Annotated in this window: 11 protein-coding genes; 8 read left to right on the forward strand and 3 right to left on the reverse strand. The window is 70.9% G+C overall.

The window, feature by feature from the left end:
* The 4 genes from AB0E83_RS06105 to AB0E83_RS06120 form a co-directional block, all read left to right on the forward strand.
* On the forward strand, positions 1-1,179 hold a 1,179-nt coding region (locus AB0E83_RS06105; protein WP_362106600.1), incomplete at its 5' end, for a vitamin B12 dependent-methionine synthase activation domain-containing protein.
* A 138-nt stretch (positions 1,180-1,317) separates the two neighbouring features.
* The gene (locus AB0E83_RS06110; RefSeq protein WP_362106603.1) at positions 1,318-2,016 is read left to right on the forward strand and encodes an HAD family phosphatase; all 699 of its coding nucleotides are present in this window, start codon (positions 1,318-1,320) and stop codon (positions 2,014-2,016) included.
* A 547-nt stretch (positions 2,017-2,563) separates the two neighbouring features.
* Positions 2,564-4,156, forward strand: a complete 1,593-nt coding sequence (locus tag AB0E83_RS06115; protein WP_362106606.1) for an ABC transporter substrate-binding protein — start codon at positions 2,564-2,566, stop codon at positions 4,154-4,156.
* Between the two features lie 67 nt (positions 4,157-4,223).
* Positions 4,224-5,798, forward strand: a complete 1,575-nt coding sequence (locus AB0E83_RS06120; RefSeq protein ID WP_362106609.1) for an ABC transporter substrate-binding protein — start codon at positions 4,224-4,226, stop codon at positions 5,796-5,798.
* Between the two features lie 75 nt (positions 5,799-5,873).
* Here the strand turns inward: AB0E83_RS06120 and AB0E83_RS06125 are convergent, their stop codons facing one another.
* Together AB0E83_RS06125 and AB0E83_RS06130 are read right to left on the reverse strand one after the other, a co-directional pair.
* The gene (locus AB0E83_RS06125; protein ID WP_362106612.1) at positions 5,874-6,551 is read right to left on the reverse strand and encodes a response regulator transcription factor; all 678 of its coding nucleotides are present in this window, start codon (positions 6,549-6,551) and stop codon (positions 5,874-5,876) included.
* Between the two features lie 10 nt (positions 6,552-6,561).
* On the reverse strand, positions 6,562-7,464 hold the full coding sequence (locus AB0E83_RS06130) for a RecB family exonuclease (protein WP_362106615.1): 903 nt from the start codon (positions 7,462-7,464) through the stop codon (positions 6,562-6,564).
* Positions 7,465-7,642: 178 nt separating this feature from the next.
* On the opposite strand from AB0E83_RS06130, the gene AB0E83_RS06135 reads away from it, so the two are divergent.
* The 3 genes from AB0E83_RS06135 to AB0E83_RS06145 all read left to right on the forward strand — a co-directional run bounded on the left by AB0E83_RS06135 (position 7,643) and on the right by AB0E83_RS06145 (position 10,454).
* The gene (locus AB0E83_RS06135; protein ID WP_362106871.1) at positions 7,643-8,776 is read left to right on the forward strand and encodes a site-2 protease family protein; all 1,134 of its coding nucleotides are present in this window, start codon (positions 7,643-7,645) and stop codon (positions 8,774-8,776) included.
* 18 nt (positions 8,777-8,794) lie between these two features.
* Positions 8,795-9,682 carry a tRNA (adenine-N1)-methyltransferase gene (locus tag AB0E83_RS06140; protein ID WP_030759602.1) on the forward strand — a complete coding sequence of 296 codons (888 nt, stop codon included), beginning with the start codon at positions 8,795-8,797 and terminating at the stop codon, positions 9,680-9,682.
* Positions 9,683-9,860: 178 nt separating this feature from the next.
* A complete protein-coding gene (locus AB0E83_RS06145) occupies positions 9,861-10,454 on the forward strand; it encodes a hypothetical protein (protein WP_362106618.1) in 594 nt (197 codons plus the stop codon).
* A 13-nt stretch (positions 10,455-10,467) separates the two neighbouring features.
* Here AB0E83_RS06145 and AB0E83_RS06150 read toward each other — a convergent pair whose 3' ends face one another.
* The gene (locus AB0E83_RS06150) at positions 10,468-10,779 is read right to left on the reverse strand and encodes a ferredoxin (RefSeq protein WP_362106621.1); all 312 of its coding nucleotides are present in this window, start codon (positions 10,777-10,779) and stop codon (positions 10,468-10,470) included.
* A gap of 241 nt (positions 10,780-11,020) precedes the next feature.
* On the opposite strand from AB0E83_RS06150, the gene arc reads away from it, so the two are divergent.
* Positions 11,021-12,787, forward strand: coding sequence for a proteasome ATPase (arc, locus tag AB0E83_RS06155; protein ID WP_362106624.1), 1,767 nt, complete (start codon positions 11,021-11,023; stop codon positions 12,785-12,787).
* Positions 12,788-12,896 lie beyond the last annotated feature (109 nt).

Raw genomic sequence — 12,896 nt, forward strand, 5'->3', positions numbered from 1 at the left:
CTCGAAGCCGCCGAGGAGCACAAGGCCGACGTCATCGGCATGTCCGGCCTCCTGGTGAAGTCCACCGTGATCATGAAGGAGAACCTGGAGGAGCTCAACCAGCGCGAGCTGGCCGCCAAGTATCCCGTCATCCTCGGCGGAGCCGCCCTCACCCGGGCCTACGTCGAACAGGACCTCCACGAGATCTACCAGGGCGAGGTCCGCTACGCCCGCGACGCCTTCGAGGGCCTGCGCCTCATGGACGCGCTCATCGCCGTCAAGCGCGGCGTCCCCGGCGCGGCCCTCCCCGAGCTGAAGCAGCGCCGGGTCGCCAAGGGCACCGCCGCCCTCCAGGTCGACGAGCCCGAGCCCGGCGGCCGCTCCGACGTCGCCACCGACAACCCCGTCCCCACCCCGCCGTTCTGGGGCACCCGCGTCGTCAAGGGCATCCCGCTCAAGGACTACGCCTCCTGGCTCGACGAGGGCGCCCTCTTCAAGGGCCAGTGGGGCCTGAAGCAGAACCGGGCCGGCGACGGACCGACGTACGAGGAGCTGGTGGAGACCGAGGGCCGGCCGCGGCTGCGCGGCTGGCTGGAGCGCCTGCACACCGAGAACCTGCTGGAGGCGGCCGTCGTCCACGGCTACTTCCCGTGCGTCTCCAAGGGCGACGACCTGATCATCCTCGACGAGGCCGGCCACGAGCGGACCCGCTTCACCTTCCCGCGCCAGCGCCGCGGCCGCCGCCTGTGCCTCGCGGACTTCTTCCGCCCGGAGGAGTCCGGGGAGACCGACGTCGTCGGCCTCCAGGTCGTCACCGTCGGCTCGAGGATCGGCGAGGCCACCGCCGAGCTCTTCGCCGCCGACGCCTACCGCGACTACCTGGAGCTCCACGGCCTGTCCGTGCAGCTCGCCGAGGCCCTCGCCGAGTACTGGCACGCGCGCGTGCGCGCCGAGCTGGGCTTCGGCGGCGAGGACCCGGACAGCGTCGAGGACATGTTCGCCCTCAAGTACCGCGGCGCCCGCTTCTCGCTCGGCTACGGCGCCTGCCCCGACCTGGAGGACCGGGCGAAGATCGCCGAACTCCTCCGCCCGGAGCGGATCGGCGTGCACCTCTCGGAGGAGTTCCAGCTCCACCCCGAGCAGTCCACCGACGCCATCGTCATCCACCACCCGGAGGCGAAGTACTTCAACGCCCGGTGACCGCGCGCTGACGCCCGGGCGCAAATGTCCGCGCCCGCGGTGATCGCGACGTACACTTGTCGGTCCAGTGCAGGCCGGTCCTCCTCCCCGTACCGGGAGTGGGGGCCGGCCTTTCCGTCCCTCCAGGAGGTGTGCCGGATGACCAGTACGGTCCCCGCGTCCCTGTTCCGTGCCCATGGAAGCCCCGTCCTCCAGGCGGTCTTCCTCGACATGGACGGGACCCTCGTCGACACGGAGGGCTTCTGGTGGGACGCCGAGGTGGAGGTCTTCGCCGACCTCGGCCACCGCCTCGACGAGGCGTGGCGGGACATCGTGGTCGGCGGCCCCATGACCCGCAGCGCCGGGTACCTCATCGAGGCCACCGGCGCCGACATCACCCTCGAAGAGCTGACCGTGCTGCTCAACGAGAAGTTCGAGCAGCGCATCGAGCGCGGCGTCCCGCTCATGCCGGGCGCCGAGCGGCTCCTCGCCGAACTCGCCCGCCACTCCATCCCCACCGCGCTCGTCTCCGCCTCCCACCGCCGGATCATCGACCGCGTCCTGGAGTCCGTCGGCCGCGACCGCTTCCACCTCACCGTCGCCGGCGACGAGGTCACCCGCACCAAGCCCCACCCGGAGCCCTACCTGACCGCCGCGCGCGGCGTCGGCGCCGACCCGGCCCTGTGCGCGGTCGTCGAGGACACCGCGACCGGCGTCGCCGCCGCAGAGGCGGCCGGCTGCCGGGTCGTCGCCGTGCCCTCCGTCGCGCCGATCCCGGCGCTGCCCGGCCGGGTCGTGGTCCGCTCGCTCGAAGAGGTCGACGTGCCGTTCCTGCGGACCCTCGTCTCCGGGGCCTGAGCCCATTCCGGCCCCATTCACGCCCCATTCGATCTTCATTTGAGCTTTCTCTGAGCTTTCCCCGGGCATTCACCGGAGGGCCTTCCGCGCACGCTCCCGCGCGTACTCCCGGGCCTTCCGCCGTGCAATGGGTTCAGGCCACCCCTCGCATTACCACCGCGTGACCTTGGTCACCCAGCGTGCGCGCCGAGGGGTGGCCTGACCGCGTCCCCCGCCCGGAATGCGAACGTCCGCCGCCCCTTTGTGTCCCGTTTCGGCCGCTGACGCCCCTCTCGCGCACCGCATGACTATCGAAGCGAGCGCATTCATGATCACCCTGCGATTACCCCCCACCGGCCACCCCGTACGGCAATAGCGGCGCCGCCCACTAATCTTTCGCGAGTACTTCGCCGCTATCACCGCGTGCGCCGGCGCACACCCAAGTCGCCGAGAACACAGGACCGATCGCAACTTCCCGGCCCGATCGCTCCCGCCCCGACCGGGCGGCCGGCGGCGGAGTGTCGTCATGACCGCTGTACCCCAGGCCGGCTGAGGAGAACGTCCCTTGATGAACCGCAAGACCTTGGTGCTGCCGGCCGTGGCCGGACTGCTCGCCCCGCTGCTCGCCGCCTGCGGCACGGGAGAGGGCGACAGAGCCATCGTCGTCGGAACCACCGACCAGTTCGTCGCCACCGAGGAGGCCCCCGCCCCCCTCGACCCGGCCTACGCCTACGACACCGGCGCCTGGAACATCCTCCGCCAGACCGTGCAGACCCTGGTCCACGTCCCCCGCGGCGGCGGCCGGCCCGTCCCCGAGGCCGCCGAGTCCTGCGGCTTCTCCGACACCGCCAGCGAGAGCTACCGCTGCGTGCTGCGCCCCGGCCTCACCTTCGCCGACGGCACCCCCGTCACCGCCGAGGACGTCAAGTTCTCCATCGACCGGGTCCGGAAGATCAAGTCCGACAACGGCGCCGCCGCCCTCCTGTCGACCGTCGACACCGTCGAGACCAAGGGCGACCGCGAGATCGTCTTCCACCTCAACGCCCCCGACGCCACCTTCCCGTACAAGCTCTCCACCCCCGTCGCCGGCATCCTCAGCAAGGACAAGTACGCCGCCGACGAGCTCCGCGAGGGCTTCCAGGTCGACGGCTCCGGCCCGTACACCCTGAAGGCCGAGCAGGAGGGCGACCGGGCCACCCGCTTCGTCTTCTCCCGCAACCCCCGCTACAAGGGCGACGTCACCCCCCGCAACGAGCGGGTCGAGCTCCGCGCCTTCTCCGACGCCGGCGCCATGGGCAAGGCCCTGGAGAGCAAGGACATCGACATGATGGCCCGCTCGCTCTCCCAGGAGCAGGTCCGCGACCTCACCGAGAACCCCGCCGCCGGCATCCGCGTCTCCGAGGTCCCCGGCCTGGAGATCCGCTACCTCGGCTTCAACACCAAGGCCCCCGCCGTCGAGGAGAAGGCCGTCCGGCAGGCCATGGCCGCCGTCATCGACCGCGGCGCCCTCGTCAACCGGGTGTACGGCCCCACCGCCGAGCCGCTCTACTCGCTGATCCCCTCCAGCATCTCCGGCCACGCCACCCCCTTCTACGAGGAGTACGGCGAGGGCGACCCCGACCGCGGCGCCGCCATCCTCAAGGAGGCCGGCGTGCGGACGCCGGTCAAGCTCACCCTGCACTACACCACCGACCACTACGGTGCCGAGACCGCCCAGGAGTTCGAGACGCTGAAGAACCAGCTCATCGCGAGCGAACTCTTCGACGTCACCGTCAAGGGCTCCGCCTGGTCCGAGTTCCGGCCCGCCCAGCGGCGCGGCGACTACGCCGTCTACGGCCTCGGCTGGTTCCCCGACTACCCGGACCCGGACAACTACGTCGCGCCCTTCCTCGACAGCGACAACTTCCTCGGCACCCCCTACGTCAACAAGAAGGTCCGCGAGCAGCTCATCCCGCGCTCCCGCCGCGAGGCCGACCGCTCCGCCGCCTCCCCGGTCTACCGGCAGATCCAGAAGATCGTCGCCCAGGACGTGCCCGTCCTGCCGCTCTGGCAGGGCAAGCAGTACGTCGCCGCCCGCGACGACATCAACGGTGTCGAGTACGCCCTCAACACCTCCTCGGACCTGCTGCTCTGGGAGCTGAGCCGCGGCACCACCGCCTGACCCCTTCGTTGTACCGGCCGCGCAGCCACGCGCGGCCGGCCTGGCAAGAGATCAAGAGGCAAGTTCAGTGAAGACGCACCACAAGTGGCTGACGGCCCCGCTCGCCGCGGGCCTCTCCGCCGCCCTCCTCGGCGGCTGCGGCACCGAGCAGGGACCGGGCTCCGGCTCCGCCGAATCCGTACGGGTCGGCATGTCCGACGAGATCCTGGCGACCGACCCCGCCGCCGGCTACGACCCCGGCTCCTGGCTGCTGTTCAACAACGTCTTCCAGTCTCTCCTCGCCTTCCCGAAGGGCGGCTCCCTGCCCGAGCCCGAGGCCGCCGACACGTGCGGCTTCGACGAGGGCAGCACCGTCTACACCTGCACGCTGCGCCCCGGCCTGAAGTTCTCGAACGGCAACCCGCTCACCTCCGAGGACGTCAAGTTCTCCTTCGAGCGCGCCCTGAAGATCGCCGACCCCTCCGGCCCGGCGCCGCTGCTCTCCACCATCGACACCATCGAGACCCCCGACGAGCGGACCGTCGTCTTCCGCCTCAAGGTCCCGGACGCCACCTTCCCCAGCAAGATCGCCTCCGGCGCCGGCTCCATCGTCGACCACCGCGAGTACCCCGCCGACACCCTCCGCACCGACGGCAAGGCCGTCGGCTCCGGCCCGTACAAGCTGGACTCCTTCGGCGACACCGAGGCCGTCTTCTCCGCCAACCCCGGCTACCGGGGCACCGCGGAGCGCCGCAACGACAAGATCACCCTCAAGCTCTACCGGGGCGACCGCACCGCCCTCGCCAAGGCCTTCACCGACGGCGACCTCGACGTCGCCTACCGCGGCCTGTCCGCCGCCGACATCGCCGCCCTGGAGACCTCCACCGGCGACCACGACGTCCAGGTCGTCCAGGGCAGCAGCGCCGAGGTCCAGCACCTCGTCTTCAACATGAAGGACCCGGTCGCCGGCAAGCTCGGCGTCCGCAAGGCGATAGCCCACCTCGTCGACCGCGACGCCCTCGTCGAGGACGTCTACAAGTCGACCGCCACCCCGCTCTACTCGATCGTCCCGGCCGGCATCAACGGCCACAACACCGCCTTCTTCGACACCTACGGCGCCCCCGACCGGGCCAAGGCGAAGAAGGCCCTGCGCGACGCCGGCATCACGGACAAGGTCACCCTCACCCTCTGGTCCACCCCCAGCCGCTACGGCCCCTCCACCGACGCCGAGATGAAGGCCATCGCCGCCCAGCTCAACGCCAGCGGCCTCTTCGCCGCCGACGTCAAGTCCGTCCCCTACGAGCAGTACGAGAAGGACATCGCCGCCGGCAAGTACGGCGTCTACGTCAAGGGCTGGGTCCCCGACTACCCCGACGCCGACAACTTCACCGCCCCGTTCTTCGGCAAGGGCAACGTCCTCGCCAACCACTACGAGAACGACGCGATCACCGGCACCCTCCTGCCGAAGACCGCCGCCACCGCCGACCGCTCCGCCACCGACAAGGAGTACGGCGCGATCCAGGACGCCGTCGCCGAGGAACTCCCCCTCCTCCCGCTCTGGCAGGGCAAGCAGTACGCCGTCTCCCGCGACGGCGTCACCGGCCTCGAATGGACCCTCGACGCCTCGACCGTCTTCCGCTTCTGGGAGATCCGCAAGAGCTGACCCGGCCCTCCCCGGGTACGGCGAAGGGCCCGGCGCACTCCTCGTGCGCCGGGCCCTTACGCGTCCCGCCCCGGCCTACTGGCCGTTGCCGCCCGGACGCACCAGACCGCTCTCGTACGCGTACACCGCCGCCTGCACCCGGTCGCGCAGGCCCAGCTTGGTCAGCACGTGACCCACGTGCGTCTTCACCGTCGTCTCGCTGACGAACAGGTCCGCCGCGATCTCCGCGTTCGACAACCCGCGGGCCACCAGCTTCAGCACCTCCACCTCACGGTCCGTCAGCGTGCTCAGCGCGTCCGGCACCTGCTCCTCGCCCGTCGGCAGGTGCGCCGAGTACTTGTCGAGCAACCGCCGCGTGATCGACGGGGCCAGCATCGCCTCGCCCGCCGCCACCACCCGGATCGCCTGCACCAGCTCGTTCGCCGGGGCGTCCTTCAGCAGGAAGCCGCTCGCCCCCGCCCGCAGCGCCTCCACCACGTACTCGTCCAGGTCGAAGGTGGTCAGCACCAGCACCTTCGCCGGACCGTCCCGACCCGGCCCGGTGATCTGCCGGGTCGCCTCCACCCCGTCCATCCGCGGCATCCGGATGTCCATCAGCACCACGTCCGGCTGGAGCGCCCGCACCTGGTCCAGCGCCTGCAGACCGTCACCGGCCTCACCCACCACCGCGATGTCCTGCTCCGCCTCCAGAATCATCCGGAAGCCGGTGCGCAGCAGCGGCTGGTCGTCGACCAGGAGGACGCGAATCGTCACAGGGGCTCCTTCACGAGGCGGGCCGGTCGCCGCCCATTCTGCCCTGCCCCGATTCGTCCGACTCCGGCGGGCGCGCGGAAACGATCTCCAGCGGATACGCCGGGGGAGTCCCCCCGAACTCCGGGCAGACCGCCTGGTGATCGCACCAGCCGCACAGCTTCGTCGGCCGCGGCCGCCAGTCGCCCGTCTCCGTCGCCACCCGGATCGCGTCCCACAGCGCGAGCAGCTTCCGCTCCACCCGCCGCAGGTCCGCCTCCACCGGGTCGTACGTCAGCACGTCCCCGCTGCCCAGGTAGACCAGCTGCAGCCGGCGCGGGATCACGCCCTTCAGCCGCCACACCACCAGCGCGTAGAACGTCATCTGGAACAGCGCGCCCTCGCTGTACTCCGGCCGCGGCGCCTTCCCCGTCTTGTAGTCGACGATCCGCACCTCGCCCGTCGGCGCCACGTCCACCCGGTCGATCACCCCGCGCAGCCGCAGCCCCGACTCCAGCTCCGTCTCCACGAACAGCTCGCGCTCGGCCGGTTCGAGCCGCGCCGGATCCTCCAGCGTGAACCAGCGCTCCACCAGCGCCTCGGCCTCCGCCAGCCACCGCCCCAGCCGCTCGCCCCCGGGATCGTCCGCGAACAGTTCGCCCAGCTCCGGCCGCGACGCGAGCAGCCGGTCCCACTGCCCCGGGACCATCGCCTTCGCCCGCGGCACCGTCCGCTCCGCCGCCGGATCGTCGAAGAGCCGCTCCAGGACCGCGTGCACCAGCGTCCCCCGCGTGGCCGCCGCGCTCGGCTTCTCCGGCAGCCGGTCGATCACCCGGAACCGGTACAACAGGGGACACTGCATGAAGTCGCTCGCCCGGGACGGCGACAACGACATGGGCGCCCGGGGCCCCTCCGGGAGCCGCTCGCTCGTACTCATGACACCGACCCTACGACCCCCCACCGACACCGCGCCGCATACCATCGACGCATGACCCGTCGCGCTGCATGATCGACCCGTGACGCACCGGCGCGGTCACCCCCGGCGACGAGAGGAACCCGTGAACCAGGACGAGCCCAAGCCGCAGCGGACCGAGGAACCCGGCGGCGGGATCCTCATGGGACGGCCCTTCGGCGTGCCCGTCTACGTCGCCCCCAGCTGGTTCCTCGTCGCCGCCCTCATCACCTGGGTCTTCGGCGGCCAGATCGAACGGGTCCTGCCCGACCTCGGCGCCGCCCGCTACCTCGTCTCCCTCTTCTTCGCCGTCGCCTTCTACGCCTCCGTCCTCGTCCACGAGCTCGCCCACACCCTCGCCGCCCTCCGCTTCAAGCTCCCCGTGCGCCGCATCCAGCTCCAGTTCTTCGGCGGCGTCTCCGAGATCGAGAAGGAGTCCGAGACCCCCGGCCGCGAGTTCGTCCTCGCCTTCGTCGGCCCGCTCCTCTCCCTCGTCCTCGCCGGCCTCTTCTACGCCGCCATGCACGCCGTCGAGCCCGGCACCGTCCCCGGCGTCCTCCTCGCCGGCCTGATGATCTCCAACCTCATCGTCGCGATCTTCAACCTCCTCCCCGGCCTCCCCCTCGACGGCGGCCGGATGCTCCGCGCCGTCGTCTGGAAGATCACCGGCAAGCCCATGACCGGCACCGTCGCCGCCGCCTGGGTCGGCCGCGCGCTCGCCGTCACCGTCCTCATCGGCCTCCCCCTCCTCACCCGCACCGGCTGGCTCGGCAACTCCACCGCCGACATCGACGGCTTCACCACCGTCACCGACGCCCTCCTCGCCGCCATCCTGGCCGCCATCATCTGGACCGGCGCCGGCAACAGCCTCCGCATGGCCCGCCTGCGCGAACACCTCCCCGAGCTCCGCGCCCGCGCCCTCACCCGCCGCGCCATCCCCGTCGAACCCGTCACCCCCCTCTCCGAGGCCCTCCGCCGCGCCAACGAGGCCGGCGCCCGCGCCCTCGTCGTCGTCGACGGCACCGGCAGCCCCACCGGCATCGTCCGCGAGGCCGCCATCGCCGCCGTCCCCCAGCACCGCCGCCCCTGGGTCGCCGTCTCCACCCTCACCCAGGACCTCGCCCCCGGCATGCGCGTCCCCGCCGAACTCACCGGCCAGCCCCTCCTCGACCACCTCCGCGCCACCCCCGCCACCGAGTACCTCGTCGTCGAGGAGACCGGCGAGATCTACGGCGTCCTGTCGACGACGGACGTCGAGCGCGCCTTCGTGAAGGCCATGGCACGACCCTCCTCGTAACACCGGTACTCTGGTCACATGTCCGAACCGACCGGTGCCGCCCGCCGACGCGGGCCCTTCAAGGTCGGGGACCAGGTTCAGCTGACCGACCCCAAGGGCCGCCACTACACGTTCACGCTCGAAGAGGGAAAGAACTTCCACACCCACAAGGGTTCCTTCCCGCACGACGAGCTGATCGGCGCTCCCGAGGGCAGCGTTGTCCGCACCACCGGAAACGTCGCCTACCTCGCGCTGCGCCCCCTGCTCCCCGACTACGTCCTGTCCATGCCCCGCGGCGCCGCCGTGGTCTACCCGAAGGACGCGGGACAGATCCTCGCCTTCGCCGACATCTTCCCCGGCGCGCGCGTCGTGGAGGCCGGCGTGGGCTCCGGCTCGCTCAGCAGCTTCCTGCTCCGCGCCATCGGCGACAGCGGCATGCTGCACTCCTACGAGCGCCGCGAGGACTTCGCCGAGATCGCGAAGGGCAACGTCGAGCGCTACTTCGGCGGCCCCCACCCGGCCTGGCAGCTGACCGTCGGCGACCTCCAGGACAACCTGTCCGACACCGACGTCGACCGGGTCATCCTCGACATGCTCGCCCCGTGGGAATGCCTGGAGGCCGTCTCCAAGGCCCTCGTCCCCGGCGGCATCCTCTGCTGCTACGTGGCCACCACCACCCAGCTCGCCCGCACCGTGGAGTCCATCCGCGAGATCGGCTGCTACGCCGAGCCGCAGCCCTGGGAGTCCATGATCCGCAACTGGCACGTCGAGGGCCTGGCCGTCCGCCCCGATCACCGCATGATCGGCCACACCGGCTTCCTCGTCACCGCCCGCCGCCTCGCGGACGGCGTCGAGCCCCCGATGCGCCGCCGCCGCCCCGCCAAGGGCGCGTACGGCGAGGACTACGACGGCCCCAACAAGGGCTGACACACCGACAGCACCCCGGCGACGCCGCCGCCCCTCCGCCCCGCCCCGCGGGGAACCGGGCGGCGGCGTCGCCCTGTTCGGCACCCCTGTTCGACCACCCCCGGCTGTTCCGCCGCCCTGTGACGTGTGGCACGATGCCCGCAACCCCTCGGCACGACCCTCACAGGAGACGTCTCGCGTGCAGCCCTCCGCCGCCCCGGACCCCGTGGACCTCGCACACACCCACGCCCGGCCGCTGCACTGGCTGGCCACCGCCACCGCGACCGCCGCGGTCGTCGCCCTCGCCGGAGCCCTGACGCCCCGCGCCGCCGAAGCCGGCCCCACGACCGCCTCCGCTTCCGCCCCGGCGGCCCCCGGCCCCGCCGCCGCGCCCGACGCCGCCACGGCCTCCTACCCGATCCCGTGCGGGGGAGCGGGCCACCGGATCGCCCAGCGCGCCACCGGCGACCTGGACGGCGACGAGAACCCCGAGACGATTGCGGTCGTACACTGCGAAGCCGGATCCGGAACCCCGCCCGCCGGTCTGTACGTCCTCACCCGCGGCCGCGGCGACGCCGCCCCCGCGCGCGTGGTGGCCACCCTCGTCGACCCGCGCGAGCAGCGCAGCGTCACCGGCCTCGCGATCCGCGACGGAGCCGTCCGCGCCACCCTGCTCGGCTACTCGTCCCCCGACGTCCCCAGCTGCTGCCCCGACGAGAAGGAGCAGGTCACCTGGGAGTGGACCGGGGGCGCCTTCGTCCGCTCCGCGGGCGCGGACGCCCGCGGCGTCTGACGGCCGGCCGCCCTCACTCCGCGTCGGGGCCGTACACCTCGACGCGGTCCCGGACCCGCCGCACGTGGATGCAGTCGCCCGGGCACTCCTTCGCCGAGTCCACCACGTCCTGGAGCAGCGGCAGCGGCACCGGGGTCGTCGCCCCCGGGTCCTGGAGCAGCTCGTCGTCCGCGCTCTTCACATACGCGAGCCCGTCGATGTCCAGTTCGAAGACCTCGGGAGCGTACTGAGCGCAGATCCCGTCCCCGGTGCACAGGTCCTGGTCGATCCAGACCTCCAGGGCCTCCTCGGCCCCTTCGGCCGGCGCCTCGTGCTGCACGCTCATCTCTTCTGCCGTTTCTGCTCCGCGCGGACAATTGATGCCGCGACCCGCGGGTGTTGACCGGTCACGACGATACAACTGCCCGCTTTCAGAGCGTGAAGGGTGGGTATTCCCCTGGCGAGAGGGGAAGCGCAAGGGTGAAGATCGGACACGCCCCGGAGTCTTTTTGATCTAGGGGTTTCAATCATCACCCACGCAGGTAGGGTCAGGATGCGTCCAGCTCCCCTTGGAGGAGGTGAGGACCGTGGCAGCCCACGACGACGACATCAACCGCGGCATCCGGCCGGGGCGGGGGTCTGAAGACCCTGCCGGCCAGGTTGCCTATCTCGAGCAGGAAATCGCCGTCCTGCGCCGCAAGCTCGCCGACTCTCCGCGACACACGAGGATTCTCGAAGAGCGGATCGTCGAGCTGCAGACCAACCTGGCCGGCGTGTCCGCGCAGAACGAAAGGCTCGCGAACACGCTCCGTGAGGCACGCGACCAGATCGTGGCCCTCAAGGAGGAGGTCGACCGGCTCGCGCAGCCGCCGGCCGGCTTCGGTGTCTTCCTGCAGGCGAACGAGGACGGCACGTGCGACATCATCACCGGGGGCCGCAAGCTCCGGGTGAACGTGAGCCCCAGCGTCGAACTCGAAGAGGTCCGGCGCGGCCAGGAAGTCATGCTCAACGAGGCGCTCAACGTGGTCGAGGCCATGGAGTTCGAGCGCGCCGGGGACATCGTCACCCTCAAGGAGATCCTGGAGGACGGCGAGCGCGCCCTGGTGACCGGGCACACCGACGAGGAGCGGGTGGTGAGGCTCGCCGAGCCTCTGCTGGACGTCACCATCCGCCCCGGCGACGCCCTGCTCTTCGACTCCAGGTCCGGCTACGTCTACGAGGTCGTCCCGAAGAGCGAGGTCGAGGAACTCGTCCTCGAAGAGGTCCCGGACGTCGACTACGACAAGATCGGCGGTCTGGGCAACCAGATCGAGCTGATCCGCGACGCGGTCGAGCTCCCGTACCTCTACCCCGACCTGTTCAAGGAGCACGAACTGCGGCCGCCCAAGGGCATCCTGCTCTACGGCCCGCCCGGCTGCGGCAAGACGCTCATCGCCAAGGCCGTCGCCAACTCCCTGGCCAAGAAGGTCGCCGAGGTCACCGGCCAGCCCGCGGGGAAGTCCTACTTCCTCAACATCAAGGGCCCCGAACTCCTCAACAAGTACGTCGGCGAGACCGAGCGGCACATCCGCCTGGTCTTTCAGCGGGCCCGTGAGAAGGCGAGCGAGGGCACCCCCGTCATCGTCTTCTTCGACGAGATGGAGTCGCTCTTCCGCACCCGCGGATCCGGCGTCAGCTCGGACGTGGAGAACACCATCGTCCCCCAGCTCCTCGCCGAGATCGACGGCGTCGAGGGCCTGGAGAACGTGATCGTGATCGGCGCCTCCAACCGCGAGGACATGATCGACCCCGCGATCCTGAGGCCCGGCCGGCTCGACGTCAAGATCAAGATCGAGCGCCCGGACGCCGAGGCCGCGAAGGACATCTTCGCGAAGTACCTCACCGCCAACCTTCCGCTCCACCCGGACGACATCGCCGAGCACAGCGGCTCCAAGGCCGCCGCCGCCCACGGAATGATCCAGTCCGTCGTCGAGCAGATGTACGCCGAGTCCGAGGAGAACCGCTTCCTCGAAGTCACGTACGCCAACGGTGACAAGGAAGTCCTGTACTTCAAGGACTTCAACTCCGGCGCGATGATCCAGAACATCGTCGACCGGGCGAAGAAGATGGCCATCAAGGCATTCCTCGACCACAACCAGAAGGGCATCCGCGTCTCCCACCTCCTCCAGGCCTGCGTGGACGAGTTCAAGGAGAACGAGGACCTGCCCAACACCACCAACCCGGACGACTGGGCCCGGATCTCCGGAAAGAAGGGCGAGCGGATCGTCTTCATCCGCACCCTCGTCACCGGAAAGCAGGGCGCGGACACCGGACGCTCCATCGACACGGTGGCCAACACCGGTCAGTACCTGTAAAAGCGCACACCGGCTGCGGATGTCCGGAAACCGGGCGTCCGCAGCCGTCGCATTCGCTCCGAAAAACCTTCCGGCGACGCCGGGAAATACCGCAAGTGATCTCCCCACC

It is taken from the genome of Streptomyces sp. NPDC035033 (assembly GCF_040636735.1).
GTDB lineage: Bacteria > Actinomycetota > Actinomycetes > Streptomycetales > Streptomycetaceae > Streptomyces.